The sequence below is a fragment of the Mycobacterium sp. MAA66 genome, from assembly GCF_041261665.1.
Taxonomy (GTDB): Bacteria; Actinomycetota; Actinomycetes; order Mycobacteriales; family Mycobacteriaceae; genus Mycobacterium.
Genome location: NZ_JBGCCC010000001.1, coordinates 345,089 through 362,810, shown reverse-complemented (window position 1 = coordinate 362,810; position 17,722 = coordinate 345,089). Strand labels below are relative to the sequence as shown.

General features: G+C 65.9%; 20 protein-coding genes. 7 read left to right on the top strand and 13 right to left on the bottom strand.

The window, feature by feature from the left end:
• The first annotated feature begins 36 nt into the window (after window positions 1-36).
• Window positions 37-1,146: a phosphotransferase gene (locus ABIA30_RS01770; RefSeq protein WP_370061516.1), complete on the top strand. Its 1,110-nt coding sequence runs from the start codon at window positions 37-39 to the stop codon at window positions 1,144-1,146.
• Window positions 1,147-1,171: 25 nt separating this feature from the next.
• Window positions 1,172-1,708 carry a TetR/AcrR family transcriptional regulator gene (locus tag ABIA30_RS01765; protein ID WP_370061514.1) on the top strand — a complete coding sequence of 179 codons (537 nt, stop codon included), beginning with the start codon at window positions 1,172-1,174 and terminating at the stop codon, window positions 1,706-1,708.
• Here the strand turns inward: ABIA30_RS01765 and rlmN are convergent.
• Window positions 1,705-2,802 (bottom strand): 23S rRNA (adenine(2503)-C(2))-methyltransferase RlmN, encoded by a 1,098-nt coding sequence (gene rlmN / locus ABIA30_RS01760; RefSeq protein ID WP_370061512.1) that lies wholly within the window; start codon window positions 2,800-2,802, stop codon window positions 1,705-1,707. The genes ABIA30_RS01765 and rlmN overlap by 4 nt on opposite strands.
• A gap of 71 nt (window positions 2,803-2,873) precedes the next feature.
• On the opposite strand from rlmN, the gene ABIA30_RS01755 reads away from it, so the two are divergent.
• Complete coding sequence (locus ABIA30_RS01755; protein ID WP_370061510.1) at window positions 2,874-3,833, top strand: DMT family transporter; 960 nt, start codon at window positions 2,874-2,876, stop codon at window positions 3,831-3,833.
• Here ABIA30_RS01755 and ABIA30_RS01750 read toward each other — a convergent pair.
• The 4 genes from ABIA30_RS01750 to ABIA30_RS01735 form a co-directional block, all read right to left on the bottom strand.
• A complete protein-coding gene (locus ABIA30_RS01750; RefSeq protein WP_370061508.1) occupies window positions 3,724-4,605 on the bottom strand; it encodes a phosphatidate cytidylyltransferase in 882 nt (293 codons plus the stop codon). The two genes, ABIA30_RS01755 and ABIA30_RS01750, sit on opposite strands and share 110 nt — an antisense overlap.
• Window positions 4,606-4,628: 23 nt before the next feature.
• Window positions 4,629-5,186: a ribosome recycling factor gene (frr, locus tag ABIA30_RS01745; protein ID WP_370061506.1), complete on the bottom strand. Its 558-nt coding sequence runs from the start codon at window positions 5,184-5,186 to the stop codon at window positions 4,629-4,631.
• A gap of 94 nt (window positions 5,187-5,280) precedes the next feature.
• On the bottom strand, window positions 5,281-5,985 hold the full coding sequence (gene pyrH, locus ABIA30_RS01740; protein ID WP_370061504.1) for a UMP kinase: 705 nt from the start codon (window positions 5,983-5,985) through the stop codon (window positions 5,281-5,283).
• 124 nt (window positions 5,986-6,109) lie between these two features.
• Window positions 6,110-6,793, bottom strand: a complete 684-nt coding sequence (locus ABIA30_RS01735; protein WP_370061502.1) for a class I SAM-dependent methyltransferase — start codon at window positions 6,791-6,793, stop codon at window positions 6,110-6,112.
• Window positions 6,794-6,838: 45 nt separating this feature from the next.
• On the opposite strand from ABIA30_RS01735, the gene ABIA30_RS01730 reads away from it, so the two are divergent.
• Window positions 6,839-7,264 carry a MarR family winged helix-turn-helix transcriptional regulator gene (locus ABIA30_RS01730; protein ID WP_370061500.1) on the top strand — a complete coding sequence of 142 codons (426 nt, stop codon included), beginning with the start codon at window positions 6,839-6,841 and terminating at the stop codon, window positions 7,262-7,264.
• Window position 7,265: 1 nt separating this feature from the next.
• Here the strand turns inward: ABIA30_RS01730 and ABIA30_RS01725 are convergent, their stop codons facing one another.
• Together ABIA30_RS01725 and ABIA30_RS01720 are read right to left on the bottom strand one after the other, a co-directional pair.
• Window positions 7,266-8,669: an amidase gene (locus ABIA30_RS01725; protein ID WP_370061498.1), complete on the bottom strand. Its 1,404-nt coding sequence runs from the start codon at window positions 8,667-8,669 to the stop codon at window positions 7,266-7,268.
• Between the two features lie 75 nt (window positions 8,670-8,744).
• Window positions 8,745-9,851, bottom strand: a complete 1,107-nt coding sequence (locus ABIA30_RS01720) for a substrate-binding domain-containing protein (RefSeq protein WP_370061496.1) — start codon at window positions 9,849-9,851, stop codon at window positions 8,745-8,747.
• Between the two features lie 155 nt (window positions 9,852-10,006).
• Between ABIA30_RS01720 and ABIA30_RS01715 the strand changes: the two genes are divergently transcribed.
• Complete coding sequence (locus ABIA30_RS01715) at window positions 10,007-10,435, top strand: MarR family winged helix-turn-helix transcriptional regulator (protein WP_370061494.1); 429 nt, start codon at window positions 10,007-10,009, stop codon at window positions 10,433-10,435.
• A gap of 83 nt (window positions 10,436-10,518) precedes the next feature.
• Here the strand turns inward: ABIA30_RS01715 and fmdA are convergent, their stop codons facing one another.
• A complete protein-coding gene (gene fmdA, locus ABIA30_RS01710; protein WP_370061492.1) occupies window positions 10,519-11,772 on the bottom strand; it encodes a formamidase in 1,254 nt (417 codons plus the stop codon).
• A gap of 133 nt (window positions 11,773-11,905) precedes the next feature.
• On the opposite strand from fmdA, the gene ABIA30_RS01705 reads away from it, so the two are divergent.
• Window positions 11,906-12,190, top strand: coding sequence for an FmdB family zinc ribbon protein (locus ABIA30_RS01705; RefSeq protein ID WP_370061490.1), 285 nt, complete (start codon window positions 11,906-11,908; stop codon window positions 12,188-12,190).
• 87 nt (window positions 12,191-12,277) lie between these two features.
• Here the strand turns inward: ABIA30_RS01705 and tsf are convergent, their stop codons facing one another.
• Window positions 12,278-13,093: a translation elongation factor Ts gene (tsf, locus tag ABIA30_RS01700; protein WP_370061488.1), complete on the bottom strand. Its 816-nt coding sequence runs from the start codon at window positions 13,091-13,093 to the stop codon at window positions 12,278-12,280.
• 1 nt (window position 13,094) lies between these two features.
• On the bottom strand, window positions 13,095-13,913 hold the full coding sequence (gene rpsB, locus ABIA30_RS01695) for a 30S ribosomal protein S2 (protein WP_370061486.1): 819 nt from the start codon (window positions 13,911-13,913) through the stop codon (window positions 13,095-13,097).
• Between the two features lie 286 nt (window positions 13,914-14,199).
• Between rpsB and ABIA30_RS01690 the strand changes: the two genes are divergently transcribed.
• On the top strand, window positions 14,200-14,724 hold the full coding sequence (locus ABIA30_RS01690) for a M23 family metallopeptidase (protein ID WP_370061484.1): 525 nt from the start codon (window positions 14,200-14,202) through the stop codon (window positions 14,722-14,724).
• Here the strand turns inward: ABIA30_RS01690 and ABIA30_RS01685 are convergent.
• The 3 genes from ABIA30_RS01685 to ABIA30_RS01675 all read right to left on the bottom strand — a co-directional run bounded on the left by ABIA30_RS01685 (window position 14,721) and on the right by ABIA30_RS01675 (window position 17,700).
• The gene (locus ABIA30_RS01685) at window positions 14,721-15,617 is read right to left on the bottom strand and encodes a tyrosine recombinase XerC (RefSeq protein ID WP_370061482.1); all 897 of its coding nucleotides are present in this window, start codon (window positions 15,615-15,617) and stop codon (window positions 14,721-14,723) included. The two genes, ABIA30_RS01690 and ABIA30_RS01685, sit on opposite strands and share 4 nt — an antisense overlap.
• Before the next feature lie 62 nt (window positions 15,618-15,679).
• Complete coding sequence (locus ABIA30_RS01680; protein WP_370061480.1) at window positions 15,680-16,846, bottom strand: lactate 2-monooxygenase; 1,167 nt, start codon at window positions 16,844-16,846, stop codon at window positions 15,680-15,682.
• A 2-nt stretch (window positions 16,847-16,848) separates the two neighbouring features.
• Complete coding sequence (locus ABIA30_RS01675) at window positions 16,849-17,700, bottom strand: siderophore-interacting protein (RefSeq protein ID WP_370061478.1); 852 nt, start codon at window positions 17,698-17,700, stop codon at window positions 16,849-16,851.
• Window positions 17,701-17,722 lie beyond the last annotated feature (22 nt).

Here is a 17,722-nt window from a genome sequence, read left to right as displayed (position 1 = left end):
CCTTTACATCTATCGCATTCTTCGTAAACTTGCCGAATGCTTCCGCTGGTTGCCACCCTGAACCTGGTTGCCCATCTGGGCCACGGTGTGCAACGTATCGCAACTGACGCGGCGATCGGGCGGATGCGCGCACTCCCCCGCCAAATCGCCGATGTGGACGCGACTTATCTGTCCGCCGCGATGAGCCGGAAGGTCACGTCCGTCGAGATCATCGACGGCGACGCCGGGACCTCGTCCCGGGCCCGCCTCCGGCTGACCGGTGACGACGTTCCCGAAACCGTCTTCCTGAAGATGGCCGCCGAGACCGTGGCCACCCGTCTGATGGGCGAACTGGGCCGGCTCGGCGCTACCGAGGTGCGGTTCTACCGAGACTTGGCGCCGCGACTCCCCGACGTTCCGCGCTGTCACAGCAGCGCATTCGACGAACTGACCGGCCGCTTCGTCCTGGTACTCGAAGACCTTGCGGCCGAAGGGCCGTGCGAGTTCCCGGACACCCTGCATCCGCTCAACGTCGATCAGGCCGCGCTGATCGTGGAACTGCTGGCGCGGCTGCACGCCACCTTCTGGGGCGGGTCCGGCAACCCGTGGGTGTATTCGGCCTCCGGCGATGACACCAACCTGCTGACCGGGCCGCTGGCCAACGCATCGATCACAAAGCTGGAGGGACGCACCGACATCCCGGTCTCCAGCGGCCGCTTCATCATCGACAACTACCGCGCCGCGGCGGCGCTCGTCGACCAGGCGCCCACCACCGTCATGCACGGCGACGCACATCCGGGAAACATCTACTTTCGCAACGGAAAAGCGGGATTGCTGGACTGGCAGGCGGTACGGAAAGGGCATCCAGGCCGCGAGCTGTCGTACACGCTGGTGACCAGCATGACCACCGACGACCGCCGTGCCCACCAGCGTGAGCTGCTGGACCTCTATCGCGGCGCGCTGGCCGCAGCCGGCGGTCCGATGCTCGACCGGGACGAGCTGTGGGACCGGTTCCGTCAGGGTGCGACGTACGCATACGTCGCGACGTTGATCACATCCGGCATGGGCGGTATGCAGGACCACACGATCGCGATGAAAGGCCTGGCCCGCGCAGTGGCGGCCCTGGAAGATCTGGACACGGTCAGGCAGTTGCAGAAGTGTTTGTAGCCGATCAGCAACTACCATCAGAACCGTGAACGACGCCGGGACCGCAACAGAGGACACCTCGACGCGCAGCCGGATACTCGCGGCCACGTCCGAGGTGCTCGCCCGCAATGGCCAGACCAAACTCAGCCTGTCCGAGGTGGCTCTGCAGGCAGGGGTCTCGCGGCCCACGCTGTACCGCTGGTTCGCCTCCAAGGAGGAGCTGCTCGAGTCGTTCGGCCGCCACGAGCGGGATCTGTTCGACGACGGCATCAGCCGGGCTACCGCCGGGCTGCGCGGCAACGAAAAGCTCGATGCCGCTTTGCGATTCATTGTTCAGTATCAGCAGTCGTATTCCGGTGTGCGAGTGGTCGACATCGAGCCCGAGGTCGTCATCGCGCAACTCACCCACGTCATCCCGATCATGCGGGCCCGGTTGCAGAAGCTGCTCACCGGACCCAACGCCGGGCTCAAGGCCGGCACGGCCATCCGGGTGGCGGTGTCGCACTACATCGTGCGCAGCGACGACGCCGACCAGTTCCTCTCCCAGCTGCGCCACGCCGTGGGGATCTCGCGAAGCAGCTAGCCTTCGGCCGCCAATTGCCCACAGGCAGCGGCAATTTCGCGGCCCCGAGTGTCGCGCACCGTGCAGGACACCCCGGCAGCCTGGACCCGCTTGACGAACTCACGCTCCACCGGCTTGGGACTCGCGTCCCACTCGCTGCCCGGCGTCGGATTCAACGGAATCAGATTCACATGCACCAGTGGGCCCAAGGCCGAACGCAGCTTCTTGCCCAAAAGGTCTGCCCGCCAAGGCTGATCGTTGACATCGCGAATCAGCGCATACTCCACCGACACCCGGCGCCCGGTGGTCTGGGCGTAATACCGTGTGGCGTCGAGCACTTCGGACACCTTCCATCGGTTGTTCACCGGCACCAGGGTGTCGCGCAGCTCGTCGTCGGGGGTATGCAGCGACAGCGCCAGGGTCACGCCCAGCTTCTCGTCCGCCAGCTTGCGGATGGCCGGCGCCAGCCCCACCGTCGACACCGTCACCGATCGGGCGCTGATGCCGAAACCCTCGGGCACGGCCGCGGTGATCCGCCGGACCGCGGCCACCACCCGGTTGTAGTTGGCCAGCGGCTCGCCCATACCCATGAACACGATGTTCGAGAGCCGGCCGTCATGTTCGGATCGCATGGTCGCCGACGCGGCGCGCACCTGCTCCAGAATCTCGGCGGTCGACAGGTTGCGCTTGAGCCCACCCTGGCCGGTGGCGCAGAACGGGCAGGCCATGCCGCAGCCGGCCTGCGATGAGATGCACACGGTGTTGCGCTGGGGGTAGCGCATCAGCACCGACTCGAACGTCGTTCCGTCCGCCGCGCGCCACAGGGTCTTGCGGGTCTCCCCCGCGTCACACTGAATCTGCCGCGCCGGCGTGATCAATTCCGGGAACAACGCGTCGGCCACCTGGGTGCGCACCGCAGCCGGCAGATCGGTCATCTCGCGCGGATCCGCGATCAGCCGGCCGTAGTACTGGTTGGCCAGCTGTTTGGCCCGGAACTTCGGCAGCCCCAGCTCGGCGACGGCGGCGATTCGCTGGTCGGCATCGAGGTCGGCAAGGTGCCGCGGCGGCATAGCCCGTCGCGGCGCGTCGAAAACCAGAGGTAGGGAACCGGCCATAAGAGCCTCCAGTATCGCACTGCACCATCAAATGATTGGACTCCGCGCCGACTACCGCCCACCATGGGGCCATGCCGCCTCGTCCTGCCGCGATCTTGGCCGTCATCTATGCACTGGGTTATCCCATTGGGGCACTGGCCGTTTCGGCCATGTCACCGATGAGCGTGTTGGTGTTCCGGTTCGGTCTATCCGCATTGATACTGACCGCCTGGGCACTGGCTTCCGGTGTGAGATGGCCCACCGGGGCCCTGCTGGGCCACGTCCTGGTCGCCGGCCTGCTCACCCAGGGGCTGCAGTTCGGCTGCATGTACGTGGCCTTGATGCACGGTTCGCCTGCGGTGCTCGGCGCGGTGATGATCTCGATGAACCCCGTGGCCACGGCACTGCTGGCAGCGGTGTTCCTCGGTGAACGCCTGACCGCCAAGCGGGTGGTGGCGCTGGTGCTGGGTGTGGTCGCCGTGCTCGCGGCCTGCGCACAGCGACTGTTGACGGTCGGCGGGGTGGACGTCGTGACTGTCCTGCTGTTCGCCTCGCTGTTGGCGATCGCCGCGGGCGGGGTGTATCAGCAGAAGTTCTGCAGAGGGGTGGACTTCCGGGCCAACGCGGCCCTGCAGAACGCGGCGTCGCTGGTGCCCGTGTCGATTCTGGCGGTCTTCATGCCATGGCACGTGGCCGACCTCCACAAGGCGATCATCGGGGTGGCCGCAGTGGTCCTGCTGAATTCGACGCTGTGCATGACCTTGTACGTGCGCGCCATCGACCGGTACGGCGCGGCGGCGGTATCGATGCTGTTCGCCGTGATCCCCGCGATCGCCGGGCTGCTGTCCTGGCTGATCCTCGGTCAGCGCCCGGACATCGGGATCGTCATCGGCCTGGTCATCGGAGCAGCCGCCTGCTGGCTCAACTCGGCCGCCCAGAGCGTCAGCTCAACAGCTCCAGCACCAACCACGCCGCCACCGCCGACGGCAGGATCGAGTCGATCCGGTCCATCAGGCCACCGTGACCCGGCAGCAGAGTGCCCATGTCCTTGATCCCGAGGTCCCGCTTCACCTGAGACTCCACCAGGTCCCCAAGGGTGCCGGTGATGACCAGCATGATGCCCAAAGGCACGCCGACCCATATCGGCCGACCCGCCAGATAATGCACCGACAGCATCGAGACGACGATGCTGAACAGCATCGACCCGCCGAGGCCCTCCCAGGACTTCTTGGGGCTGATCGCCGGCACCATCGGGTGCTTGCCGAACAGCACGCCGGCCGTATAGCCACCGATGTCGGAGGCCACCACACCCAGCATCATGCAGAACACCTGCATGGCGCCCGCGTGATAGTCGCCCAGGTACGGATAGTGCGGATAGATCAGCAGCGCCGCGAACGCGCCGAACAGCGGAACCCAGGCGGCCAAGAAGATCGTCACCGACACGTCGCGCGTGTAGTTGACCGGCGCGACCTTCAGCCCACCGGAGAGCAACCGCCAGATGAGGCACAGCGCCACCGTGGCACCGAAGGCGCCGAGCGCGCCGGCTTCCCGATATGGCCACGTCAGCCAGACCATGGCCTGACCGCCGATCAGCAGCGGGATCACCGGGACGGCATAACCGCCTTCACGCAGCCGTCGGACCACCTCGTGGGTGGCCAACGCGATGGCGATCGCGACCAGCACCACCCAGAACTGCGGGGCGAACAGCAGGGTGGCGATCACGGTGCCACCGAGAATCACGCCGACGGCGATCGCCGCCGGCAGATTTCGCCCGGCGCGCGAGGTCTTCTTGGGCTCCCCGGCGGGAGCGGTGTCGGTGGCCATGAGAATTCGGGCGCTGGTGGTCCCTAGACCTCCAGCAACTCGCCTTCCTTGTGCTTGACCAGATCGTCGATCTGCGCGGTGTAGGTACCGGTGGTCTTGTCCAGATCCTTCTCGGCGCGGCCGACCTCGTCCTCGCCGGCCTCGCCGTCCTTCTTGATCCGGGCCAGCTCTTCCATCGCCTTGCGACGGATGTTCCGCACCGAGACCTTGGCGTCTTCGCCCTTGGATTTGGCCTGCTTGACCAGCTCGCGGCGACGTTCCTCGGTCAGCTGCGGGATGGAGATGCGAATGACGCTGCCGTCGTTGCTCGGATTGACGCCCAGGTCCGAGTTGCGGATCGCATCTTCGATCGACTTGAGCTGGCTGGCCTCGTAAGGCTTGATGACCACCAGGCGCGCCTCGGGGACGTTGATGCTCGATAGCTGGGTAATCGGGGTCATCGAGCCGTAGTACTCGATGTTGAGGCGGTTGAACATGCCGGGATTGGCCCGACCGGTCCGGATGGCCGCCAGGTCATCCCGGGCCACGGACACGGCCTTGTCCATCTTCTCTTCGGCGTCGAAGAGCGTTTCGTCGATCACTTCACTGATTCCCGTCGCTGGCGCTCGCCCACATGATTATTGCCTGTCGCTGCCGCTCGCCCATTTCACATTCTCCTGTCTCAGACCACACCGACTAGGTGGAAACCAGCGTTCCGATCTTCTCACCCGCGACCGCACGCGCGATATTGCCTTCGGTCAGCAGGTTGAACACCAGCATCGGCATGCCATTGTCCATACACAGGCTAAATGCGGTGGCATCGGCGACCTTCAGGTCACGTTCGAGCACCTCGCGATGGGTGATGCTGGTGATCATCTCGGCGTCAGGCACCTCCCGCGGGTCCGCAGTGAACACGCCGTCGACGGCCTTGGCCATCAGCACCACCTCGGCACCGATCTCCAGGGCGCGCTGAGCAGCGGTGGTGTCCGTGGAGAAATACGGCAGGCCCATGCCGGCGCCGAAAATCACCACCCGGCCCTTCTCCAGGTGCCGACGTGCCCGCAGCGGGATGTACGGCTCGGCGACCTGTCCCATGGTGATCGCGGTCTGCACCCGGGTGTCGATGCCTTCCTTCTGCAAGAAGTCCTGCAGCGCAAGGCTGTTCATCACTGTGCCGAGCATGCCCATGTAGTCGCTGCGGGTGCGTTCCATGCCGCGCTGTTGCAACTGCGCGCCGCGGAAGAAGTTACCGCCGCCGATGACCACCGCGACCTGAACACCGTCACGGACGACCTCGGCGATCTGCCTGGCCACCAATGCCACCACGTCGGGATCCAGACCGACGGCGCCGCCGCCGAACATCTCCCCACCGAGCTTGAGCACCACTCGCGAGTAGGCCATCGAACACTCCTCCGGTCCCCTGCATGCCAAAACCACCCCTGACGTCAGGCGGCGGCTCCATCCTGCCTCATGGAGACCGGTGCGCGGCCCGAGGGTGCAACCCCGTCGGGCCGGGCCCGAATATCTACCCCAGGTGCGCCGACAGCAACCAAGCGCCGACCGACTTGCGGCCGCCCGCTTCGTCGCGAACGCTGCCGCCGAAGGTCGTGAACCGCTCCTGGAAGGCAGCGGAGACCTGGGCGTGGATCCGGGCCGGACGGATGTCGTCGATAACCCAGTATTTGCCGACGACCTCGCGCAACTCGTCGTCGGTGACGGCGTTGACCGGGCCCTCCGGCATACCGTTTCGGTCGAAAACCAGCACGAAGTACGAGGCGCCGGGAGCCGCCGCCCGGACGATGGAACGCTGGTAGCCGTCGCGCAGCTCGACCGGCATCGAGTGGAACAGCGTGCTGTCGATGATGGTGCCGAATCGGCCGTCGTAGCCGGAGAAATTGCTGATGTCGGCCACCTCGAAGCTGGCGTTGTGCGCGCCGCGGCGGGCGGCCTCGTCACGGGCCAGTTCGATCGCCGTCGCCGACGCGTCCAGTCCGACGGTCACGAATCCGCGCTCGGCCAGGGCAATTGCGGTCGCGGCCTCACCACAGCCGGCGTCGAGAACCTCACCGTGCACCTTGCCGGCTTCGATCAGCGCGGCGATCTCCGGCTGCGGCTCACCGATGCTCCACGGCGGGCGTTGCCCCTCTCCCATCTCTGGGGCCTCGCCCCGGTAGGCGGCTTCGAACATCACTTCGTTTGGTCTGGTCATGCGTCCGGTTTATCAACCTGATTGATATGTGTCAACATGGTTGACATGTTCAAAGGTGATGACGCTCCGCTCGGATATCTGCTGAATCGCGTCTCCGGTCGGCTGCGCGCCGAAATCACCGCCACTGTGCTCGAGCCACTGGGCCTGAGCTTCCCGCAGTTCATCTGCCTGCGGATGCTGGAGAACTTCCCCGGGATGTCCAACGCCGAGATGGCCCGCGAGATCGGGGTCTCCCCGCAGGCGATGAACATCGTGGTTCGCGCCCTGCAGGATCGCGACCTGGTCGCCCGCCCCTCCACCGTCGCATCTGGGCGGTCCCGCCCGACCGAACTGACCCGGGCCGGTCACACCCTGGCGCGGGAGACCGATGCCGGGGTTCGGGCCGCGGACGAGAATCTGCTGGACGACCTCTCGCCTGAACAGCAACGCGAATTCCGCACCATCCTGACCGCGCTGGCCGGCCGGAGCTGAGTCAGCGCGCCAGCGTCGGCCAGCCGATGGCCTGTTCCAACTCGTAGGCCAGCTCCAACAGCAGCGCCTCCTGCCCTGCGGCCGCCCCCAGCATCATGCCCACCGGCAGGCCGTCGGCCGACTGCGCCAGCGGCAGTGAAATCGCCGGCGCCCCACTGGCATTCTGTAGCGGTGTGAATCCGACCCAGTCGATCAATCGCGAGATGATCTGGTCGTAGTCGGCGGTCGGGTCCAGGTAGCCGATCTTCGGGGTCACGTGGGCCAGTGTCGGCGTCAGCACCACGTCGTAGTCCTGAGCCAGCCGAGCCGGGATGCGTCGTGATGCAGACAGTCGGGCGATGGCCGCCGGCAGGCGGTGCAGGTTGCGCGCAGCCTGTCGGTCCAGACCCAGCGTCAGATTGTCGAGCTTGCTGCGGTCGAAGCTGGGCCCGAAGGTACGCTTGCCGCCTCGGACCAACGCGAACGCCAAAAATGCCCAGTAGAGCAGGAAGTCGTCGCGGAACCGGTCCGGCACCGGGTTACCGATGCTATCGACCCGATGCCCGAGCCCCTCCAGTTGGGCAGCGACTTTCGCTGTCAGGTCGCGGATCTCAGGGCTGGCGTCGCGACCAATCGAGCTGGTGCACACGGCAATTCGCAGCCGGCGCCGGCCGGGCCCGGTGACGTCGCCGATGACGGGCAGCTTCGGACTGCGGTAGATCTTCTCAGCTTCGCGATAGAACGCAGCGGTATCGCGGACACTGCGGGTCACCACGCCGTTGGCGACGATCTGCAGCGGCATCCAGGTCTCCCGATCGATCGGCAGCCTTCCGCGGGTGGGCTTGAGACCCACCAATCCGTTGCAGGCGGCCGGAATTCGGATGGACCCACCACCGTCGTTGGCATGGGCAATGGGCACCACGCCAGCCGCCACGAACGCACCTGCGCCCGATGACGACGCGCCGGCAGTCACGGTGGTATCCCAGGGGTTGCGCACCGGTCCCAGCCGCGGATGCTCCGCCGAAGCACTGAACCCGAATTCCGACAACTGGGTCTTGCCCAACGGCACCAACCCGGTCGACAGATACATCCGGGCGAAGTTGCCGTCGGCCGGCATCGGTCGGGGTGTCCAGGCATCAGTGCCCTGCTGAGTCGGCCAACCTCCGACCGCGACGTTGTCCTTGATGAAAGTCGGCACCCCATCGAAGAATCCGCCGAATGGCCTTGGCGCACTTGCCCGCTGCCGGGCCTGTTCGTACGCCTCGTAGGCCAGACCACCCAGCTCGGGGTCGGCCTTCTCGGTGCGGGCGATCGCGGCGTGCACCACCTCAGCCGCCGACACCGCACCACTGCGCAGCGCTTCGACCACGCCGACGGCGTCGAGGTCACCGAGGGCGTCGTCGCCGAACGTGCTTATCCGCGTCATGGCGTGACGGTAACAGCGCCCTACCGGGTTGCCCAGCACGCCTCCCCCGTCTCAACCACGGATGTCACGTGGCGGTTATGAAGTGAGCTCGGCGATTACATCGAATTCGAGTTCATCAGCGCTGGCGAGGTACACCGGTTGTCGGGTGTGCGCACCCCGCATGGCAACCTCACCCCGGGGTCCCTGGTAAGCGACGTTGGACCGCACCCGGTCGATCGCCGACACCTCTAGGCTGCGGGCCGCCTGCGCAAGCGCAGTCAGCAGCAACAGTCCCTCATAACAGGATTCACCGATATTGTTCAGCACCGGAGCTGCAGTGCCGAACCGCTGCTGATAGTGCGAGCCGAACCCCATGTTCACCTCGGTGGGCAGGCTCTCGAAGTAACCGCACGCCGTGTACAAGCCGGTGGTCGCCCCACTTCCGCTGGCGCACAACACATCTTCACCGATCATCAGCGACAGTCGAACGACGCTCTGACACAGACCGGTACCGGCAAACGCACGGTTGAACGCGGCGTTGTCTGCGCCGACCATCAGCACCAGCACGCCGTCGGCCTGCGAGCTGCCGATGAGATCGAGCATCGGCCCAAAATCTCGTCCCCCCAACGGAACGAAGGCCTCACCGACGAATTCGATGCCCGATCGCCACATGTACTCCTTCGTCACCCTCGCGGTCTGCCGCGGCCAGATGTAGTCGTTACCGACGATGCACCAGCGTCTCAGCCCGAGGTTCTCCCGCAACCACCACAACGCCGGAAATAGTTGCTGCTCTGGGGTTTCGCCTACCATGTAAACCCCGTCAGCGCTCTCTCCGCCTTCATAGAAGGTGGTGTACACGTAGGGCACTCGACCGGCGGTCTGCGGGGTGATCACCCGCCGGGCGTTGGACAGATGCCAACCCACCACCGCATCAATCCGCTGTTGGGTGACCAAGCGGCCCAATTCATCAGCCAGATCACCCAATTGCGCACCAGCGTCGACCGGATGAATGCGAACCGGCCGGTCCAGGATGCCGCCGGCAGCATTGATGTCTTCGGCGGCCAGCTCGGCGCTTGCCTCGCAGGACGGCCCGAACATTCCGGCGGGTCCACTCAACGGCACCACGAGCGCGATGTCGACCACGTCCTGGTCGCCGCGCGCGGTAATTGTCGGCAGCCCACCGTCAGGATTCGGATCCACCATCACCTCGTCCAGGAGACCGGCCCAGCTATGCCACCCGAGTCGCAAAGACCACGACGTCCAATACTCAGCGGCAAGAATTCATTTCAACATACCTGCCGACCAGCGTAGTTTCCCGGCGAGACGAATGCGCCAACAGCGGTAGGCTGAGCGCCATCATGGACATCAAGCTGGGCACCCGCGCCGACACGATCGAGGAGCTCTCTCGATTGGTGAAGTCGGCCGCCCATGAGCTCGACCGCCTGGTCACCGAGCATCTGGCCGGTTTGTCGGTGCGGCAATGGCATGTGCTGGCCACTCTCGACGGTGGCGTCGGCAAACCGATGACTGCGCTGGCCGATGTGACTCTGCTACCTGGGCCCAGCCTGACCCGCTTGATCGATGGCATGGTCGACGACAATCTGGTGCTGCGCAAGGCCGATATCGTCGATCGACGGCGGGTACTGGTGTATCAGACCAGGCGGGGCGCTTCGCTCTACCGCCAGATCCGCGAGCGCCTCAACAAGTCCGAGCAATTGACCGCGCTGTGTGCGACCAGTCCGGTTCCGGCCGACAAACTGGCCGAGTTGCTCACCGCGTTACGGTGAGCCGGACATCCATCGCCAAGCACCGCACCGGCCAAACAGCCGGTCCCCCAACATAATCGAGGGACCGACCGCCGGCTGCAAGATCAGAAACTGGCGTGCGGTGCACCCATTCCGGGATCGATCTGGTAGGGCCCCGACGCCGACGGCGCCACCGGGAAGTCGAAGATCGCCGTCGGGATGTACACCGTGGCACAGGAATTCGGGATGTCCACCACTCCGGAAAGCCGGCCTTCGATCGGCGCGGACCCGAGCAGCAGATAGGCCTGCTCGGGCCGGTATCCGAATTTGGTGAGGTAGTCGATCGCGTGCAGACAGGCTCGTTGATAAGCCAAATCCGAGTCGAGGTACTTCTGTTCGCCGTCGAGCGTTACCGAGGTACCGGAGAAGGCCAGCCATTCCGAGTACTGCGGGTCGGTGTTACCCGGCATGAAGATCGCGTTCTCATTGACACCGTAGGTATCCATACCGCCCTTGATCAGATCCACATGCAGGTCCAGGAATCCGCCCATCTCGATCGCCCCGCAGAACGTGATCTCGCCATCGCCCTGTGAGAAGTGCAGGTCGCCGAACGACAGGTTCGCACCCGGTACGAACACCGGATAGAACACCCGACTGCCCTTGGTGAGGTTCTTGATGTCCTGATTCCCGCCGTTCTCCCGAGGCGGCGCAGTGCGGGCAGCCTCGGCTGCAGCCTTGGCGAACGCCTCGCCGCGCAACGAACCGAGGATCGCGTCCTGTGGTTCGGGCGGCAAGGCCAGCGGCGGGACCCGGTCCGGATCAGTCGCGATCAGCGCACCCTCTCGCGCATTCCATTTGGCCAGCAGAGCCGCCGACGGTGCGGTGCCCATCAGACCTGGATGCACGATGCCCGTGTACTTCACCCGGGGCACGTGCCGTGAGGTTGCACTCTGGCCGGCGAAGTCCCAAATCGCCTTGTAGGCATCGGGAAACTGATCGGTGAGGAATCCCCCGCCGTTCTGTTTGGCGAAAATTCCGGTGTACCCCCAGCCCTGCCCCGCCAGCGGCCCCGAGTCCTCCTGCGGAATGGGCCCGACATCGAGGATGTCGACGATCAGCAGATCGCCGGGCTCGGCTCCCTCGACCGCGAACGGCCCGGACAGACAGTGCACGCCCTTGAGTGGGGCATTGAGGATGTCCTCGGCCGAGTCGTCGTTATGGATCGCGCCGTCGAACCACTCCCGGCAATGCGCCCGGAAGCTGTCCCCCGGCTTGACGGTCACCGCCGGCGGGATATCCGGATGCCAGCGGTTGTGGCCGACGAGCGACTGCTCGGTGAACTTCTTCGTCGAATCCAAGGGGAACAGCAATTCGGGCACATTGACCTCCCTAGCCTGGCGACACACGACATTTCATTCCGAATGGAAGTATTCAATAGTGAAGATGTCTCGTCTATAGATCGCCCACGTTACGTCCGGATGACGTTGGCCGATAGGGCTTATGGTGATCGCCATGCCTACCTATGCATACCGGTGCGGACAGGGTTGCCCGGATTTCACCGAACTACACCCGATGGCCACGGTGCCCGACGTCGTGTGCTGCCCGAGTTGTGACGGTCAGGCCCGACGCAAGGTGGGCGCGCCGAGCTTGGGCATCGGCAGCACCACGGCGATGCGACTGCACGATGGCACCCGTGCCACGGCCGACAGCCCAGATGTGGTCCGGAGCTTGCCGGCAAGCAACCGCCGCGCACAGGTGACTGCGAATCCCCTGCACCGCAGGCTCCCCCGGCCCTAGCCCGAGAAAAGTAAAACCCCGCGCGCCCGGGATCGCCGGGCTTGCGCGGGGTTTTTCAATTGAGCGGTTGGTGCGCCGCTCAAGTTCTTACTGCTGGCCGACCTCGAAGCGAACGAAGCGGGTCACAGTGACACCGGCCTCGTCCAGCAGCGCCTTGACGGTCTTCTTGTTGTCGGACACCGACGGCTGATCCAGCAGCACAACGTCCTTGTAGAAGCCGGTGACGCGGCCTTCGACGATCTTCGACAGCGCGGCTTCGGGCTTGCCCTCTTCCTTGGCAGTCTCTTCGGCGATGCGACGCTCGTTGGCCACCAGGTCTGCGGGCACGTCCTCACGGGTGAGGTACTTGGCCTTCAGCGCGGCGATCTGCAGAGCGACGGCGTGAGCGGCCTCTTCCGAGGAACCGGTGTACTCGACCAGCACGCCCACGGCCGGCGGCAGGTCCGCGGCGCGCTTGTGCAGGTAGGTCTCCACGGTGCCGTCGAAGTAGGCGACCCGGCGCAGCTCGAGCTTCTCGCCGATCTTGGCCGACAGGTCCGCAACCAGCTGCTCCACAGTGGTGCCTCCGACCGTGGCAGCCTTGAGGGCGTCCACGTCGTCGGCCTTGGCCTCGACGGCCGCGGTGAGGATCTGATCCGCGAGAGCCTGGAATTCGGCGTTCTTGGCGACGAAGTCGGTCTCGGAGTTCAGCTCGATCAGTGCGCCGTTCTTGGCGGCGACCAGGCCCTCGGCGGTGGCGCGCTCAGCGCGCTTGCCGACGTCCTTGGCACCCTTGATGCGCAGAAGCTCGACGGCCTTGTCGAAATCACCGTCGGTCTCAACCAGTGCGTTCTTGCAGTCCAACATGCCGGAGCCGGTGAGCTCCCGCAGTCGCTTGACGTCAGCAGCGGTGTAGTTAGCCATCTCAGCTTTCTGTCGTGGTGGATTCGGTGGTGTCGGAGGACGGTGCAGCGTCGGTTCCTGCCGTCGCCCCGGCGAGTAGTTCCTGCTCCCACTCGGCGAGCGGCTCTGCACCCTCGGTCTCGGTCTTTGCACCCGAACGGGCCTGCAGACCCTCGGCAACCGCCGAAGCGATGACCTTGGTCAGCAGCGCAGCGCTGCGGATGGCGTCGTCGTTGCCCGGGATCGGGTAGTTGACCTGGTCGGGGTCGCAGTTGGTGTCCAGGATCGCGATGACCGGGATGCCGAGCTTGATGGCCTCGTTGACGGCCAGGTGCTCCTTGTTGGTGTCGACGACCCAGATGGCCGACGGCACCTTCTGCATGTCGCGGATACCGCCGAGGCTGCGCTCGAGCTTGGTCTTCTCACGCGTGAGCATGAGGATTTCCTTCTTGGTGCGACCCTCGAAGCCACCGGTCTGCTCCATGGCCTCAAGTTCCTTCATGCGCTGAAGACGCTTGTGCACGGTGGAGAAGTTGGTGAGCATGCCGCCCAGCCAGCGCTGGTTCACGTAGGGCATGCCGACGCGGGTGGCCTCTTCGGCGATGGACTCCTGCGCCTGCTTCTTGGTGCCGACGAACAGAACGCTGCCACCGTGGGCGACGGTTTCCTTGACGAACTCGTACGCCTTGTCGATGTAGGTCAGCGTCTGCTGCAGGTCGATGATGTAGATGCCGTTGCGGTCGGTGAAGATGAACCGCTTCATCTTGGGGTTCCAGCGACGGGTCTGGTGCCCGAAGTGCGCGCCGCTGTCGAGCAGCTGCTTCATGGTCACTACAGCCATGAGCTCATTCCTTTGTGTTGTCGGTTGTCGTCCAGCATCGGTGATCCCGGACCCTGGCGTCTGCTGCGTGCCGGACCCAGCTCGGTTGTCCGAGGTGAGACCGCCCGGCATGCGATCGAGACCCGAAACGGGCCACTGTGCAGGCGCGCGAAGTCAATCCACATGGGCGGATTGCAAAGGGAAGTTTACACGGTGAAATGGGGTGCTTTGTCCACAGAGCTCCGACCATCCACAGATCGGGCCACCCCGGGTTCCGTTCTCCCCGTCAGTGCGCTGAGCTGGAACGATGCGAAAGTTCGCCGCCCTGGTGCTGCTGGCAGTCCTTCGGCCGACAGCGCAGGCCGCGGCAACCGAGGACCGGTTGGACTGGCCACTACGGCCCCGGCCCGCCGTTGTGCGAGCTTTCGACGGCCCCGAACTCAAGTGGCAGCGCGGGCATCGCGGCGTCGACCTGGCTGGAAAACCCGGTCAGACGGTATACGCCGCAGAGGCCGGAACAGTGGTGTTCGCCGGCTCGCTCGCAGGCCGGCCACTGGTTTCGGTGGCTCACGCCGGTGGGCTACGCACCAGCTACGAGCCGATGACCGCGGCGGTCCGTCCCGGCACTCTGGTCGAAGCCGGATCGGTGCTCGGCGCACTGCTGGCTGGTCATGCGGGGTGCCCGGCGCCGGCCTGCCTGCACTGGGGTGCGATGTGGGGCCCGGCCTCCCGCGCCGACTACGTCGATCCGCTGGGTCTGGTCGCCGAAACCCCCATCCGCCTCAAACCGCTGGGGGACGGCACAGGAGCCGACGTTCGGGAGCACACCTAGGCGCGGGGGTGGGCCTGGTCGTGCACTGCCCGCAACCGGGCGACGGTGACATGGGTGTACAGCTGGGTGGTCGCCAACGACGAATGACCCAGCAGTTCCTGGACCACCCGCAGATCGGCGCCGCCTTCCAGCAGATGCGTTGCGGCACTGTGCCGCAGACCGTGCGGACCGATGTCCGGCGCCCCGGCGACCGCGGACATCGTCTGGTGTACGACGGTGCGGGCCTGTCGCGGATCGAGCCGTCGTCCCCGGGCCCCCAACAGCAGCGCCGGGCCCGACGTCGCCACCGCCACGGCTGGACGGCCAGCGGAAAGCCACGCCCGCAGGGCCTGCAGGGCCGGTTCACCGAACGGCACAGTGCGCTGTTTGTTGCCCTTGCCCAGCACCCGCAGCACCCGCCGGCCGGTGTCGACGTCATCGATATCCAGCCCACACAGCTCACTGACCCGGATTCCGGTGGCGTACAACATCTCGACGATCGCCCGGTCTCGCAGCGCCATCGGATCACCTTGCTGCGCACCGGAATTCAGCGCATCCATGGCGTCGGCCGCCTGGTCCTGACGCAGCACCGAGGGCAGGGTGCGCCGGGCCTTCGGGGTCTGCAGCCGCGCGGCCGGGTCGGTGGCCAGCAGCCCTCGGCGCAGTGCCCACGCGGTGAACGTCTTGATCGCCGAGGTGCGCCGTGACAGCGTGGTCCGCGCCGCGCCCTGGCCGGCTTGCTGGGCAAGCCAAGACCGCAGTATCGGCAGACTCAACTCGGACAGCTCGGCCTCAGGCCCCAGAAATTCCCCCAATGACCGCAGGTCACCGAGGTATGCCCGACGGGTGTGTGCCGAACGACCGCATTCCAGTTCGAGGTATTGATCGAACTCTTCGAGGACGGCCTGGCGCACTCCCCTACGTTGACAGCCCGCGGGCGTGAGCGCCGTCGGACCCGCCGACGGTGGCCGAGCCGTTATCGAGCGTCGACCCGTCGCAGCGCGTCCGGCGTCAGGTCGGCCAGTGATTTGTAACCGTCGACGGCCATGATCAGGTCGGTCTCGGCCAGCAGCGAACGCAGCACATGCACAACGCCTGCAGTGCCGGCCAGCGCCATGCCGTAGGCGTACGGCCGGCCCACGCCGACTGCGGTGGCACCCAGCGCCAACGCCTTGACAACGTCGGCACCACTGCGCACACCGGAATCGAACAGCACCGGCATACCGTCGACCGCCTCGACCACAGCAGCCAGACAGTCGATCGCCGGGATCCCGCCGTTGGCTTGACGCCCCCCGTGGTTGGAGCAGTAGATGCCGTCCACTCCCACGTCACGGGCACGGCGCGCGTCATCCGGATGGCAGATGCCCTTGACCAGCAGCGGCAGCTTGGTCAGCGACCGCAGCCAGGCCAGGTCATCCCAGGTCAACGAGTTACCGAAGTCCTGCACCCACTGCAGCACCACACCCTGCGGGTTCTGCTCGGGCGGGGCGGGCAGCTTGGCCCGGAACACCGCGTCACTGGTGTAGTTGGACAGACAGTGCCGGCGCAGCTGCGGGAAGTTCGAGGTCGACAAGTCGCGCGGCCGCCAGCCGGGCACCCAGGTATCCAGGGTGACGACGATGCCGCGATAGCCGGCGGCCTCGGCGCGCGCGACGAAGCTGGCCGCCAGGTCGCGGTCCTTGGGTGTGTACAGCTGGAAAAAACCCGGGGTGTCGCCGAACTCGGCCGCGACATCTTCCAACGGATCAGTGGTGAGCGTGGAGACCATCATCGGTACACCGGTCTGGGCCGCAGCGCGCGCGGCGTGCAGGTCACCGTGACCGTCGCGCGAGCAGATGCCCATGACGCCGATGGGCGCCAGGAACAGCGGTGAGGCCAGCTTCATGCCGAACAGGTCGATGGACAGGTCGCGTTCAGTGGCCCCGACCAGCATCCGCGGCATCAGGCCCCAGCGCTCGAAGGCGGTGACGTTGACCCGCTGGGTGCGTTCATCACCCGCGCCGCCCGCCACGTAGGACCACACCGACGGTGGCATGGCGGCTTGCGCGCGCTCTTCGAGTTCGTCGAAGGACATCGGCAGCGTGGGCACGACGCCGCCGAGCCCTTGCAGGTAGATCTCCAGCTGGTAGTCGCCGTAAGCCACTGTCAGTCCCGCCCATCTTCTTCTGCCTTGGCCAGCTCAGCCTTCCACTGCCGGAAGGTCTCCTCGGTGCGGCCGCGCCGCCAATAGCCGGAAATCGAGGTCCACTTGGCATCAACGCCGCGATCCTTGCGGACGTAGGGACGCAGGTTGTGCATGACGGTCTGTGCCTCACCGTGCATGAAGACCTGAACCTGACCCGGCAACCAGTCCGCCTCGCGGACCGCGGCGATCACCGGGGCGTTGTCGCCGGCTGCGCTGTCGGCCACCAGGTCGGCGCGGCCGCCACGGTGAATCCACCGGACCTGCACGCCGGCGGGCGCGGTCAGATCGAGCTCGTCATCGGGTCCGGCGACTTCGATGAACGCCTGTCCAATTGCGTTGGGCGGCAACGCTTCCAGCGCAGTACTCAAAGCCGGCAGCCCGGCTTCGTCAGCCACCAGCAGGTGCCAATCAGCATGCGGATCGGGGGCGTAAGCGCCGTTGGGTCCCATCAGGTAGGCGCTGTCGCCGGGTGCCAGCGATGCGGCCCACGGTCCGGCAACACCGGTGTCCCCGTGCACCACGAAGTCGATGGTGATCTCGCGGGCGACCGCGTCGTAGGAGCGCACGGTGTAGGTCCGTACCGTGGGCTGTTGCTCGGCCGGCAGCACCTTGAAGTTGTCCAGGCCCAGCGGCCGTTCCAATGCCTCGACGTCAACCCCATCAGGGACGATGGCGATCTTCACGTACGAATCGGTGAACTCCTTGGGTTCGAAGGTGTCGAACCCGGTGCCGCCGAAAACGACGCGGATCATGTGCGGTGTGAGGCGCTCGCTGCGCACCACCTGGAAGGTATGAATCGGTCGACCGGCCACCGGTCGACTATACGAGCGCCGG

Coding starts and splice junctions, on each gene's coding strand:
- ABIA30_RS01770 (WP_370061516.1), top strand. CDS start 37: ATGCTTCCGCTGGTTGCCACCCTGAACCTGGTTGCCCATCTGGGCCAC.
- rlmN (WP_370061512.1), bottom strand. CDS start 2,802: ATGGCCGGTTCCCTACCTCTGGTTTTCGACGCGCCGCGACGGGCTATG.
- ABIA30_RS01755 (WP_370061510.1), top strand. CDS start 2,874: ATGCCGCCTCGTCCTGCCGCGATCTTGGCCGTCATCTATGCACTGGGT.
- ABIA30_RS01750 (WP_370061508.1), bottom strand. CDS start 4,605: ATGGCCACCGACACCGCTCCCGCCGGGGAGCCCAAGAAGACCTCGCGC.
- pyrH (WP_370061504.1), bottom strand. CDS start 5,985: ATGGCCTACTCGCGAGTGGTGCTCAAGCTCGGTGGGGAGATGTTCGGC.
- ABIA30_RS01735 (WP_370061502.1), bottom strand. CDS start 6,793: ATGACCAGACCAAACGAAGTGATGTTCGAAGCCGCCTACCGGGGCGAG.
- ABIA30_RS01730 (WP_370061500.1), top strand. CDS start 6,839: ATGTTCAAAGGTGATGACGCTCCGCTCGGATATCTGCTGAATCGCGTC.
- ABIA30_RS01725 (WP_370061498.1), bottom strand. CDS start 8,669: ATGACGCGGATAAGCACGTTCGGCGACGACGCCCTCGGTGACCTCGAC.
- ABIA30_RS01720 (WP_370061496.1), bottom strand. CDS start 9,851: ATGGTGGATCCGAATCCTGACGGTGGGCTGCCGACAATTACCGCGCGC.
- ABIA30_RS01715 (WP_370061494.1), top strand. CDS start 10,007: ATGGACATCAAGCTGGGCACCCGCGCCGACACGATCGAGGAGCTCTCT.
- ABIA30_RS01705 (WP_370061490.1), top strand. CDS start 11,906: ATGCCTACCTATGCATACCGGTGCGGACAGGGTTGCCCGGATTTCACC.
- tsf (WP_370061488.1), bottom strand. CDS start 13,093: ATGGCTAACTACACCGCTGCTGACGTCAAGCGACTGCGGGAGCTCACC.
- rpsB (WP_370061486.1), bottom strand. CDS start 13,913: ATGGCTGTAGTGACCATGAAGCAGCTGCTCGACAGCGGCGCGCACTTC.
- ABIA30_RS01690 (WP_370061484.1), top strand. CDS start 14,200: ATGCGAAAGTTCGCCGCCCTGGTGCTGCTGGCAGTCCTTCGGCCGACA.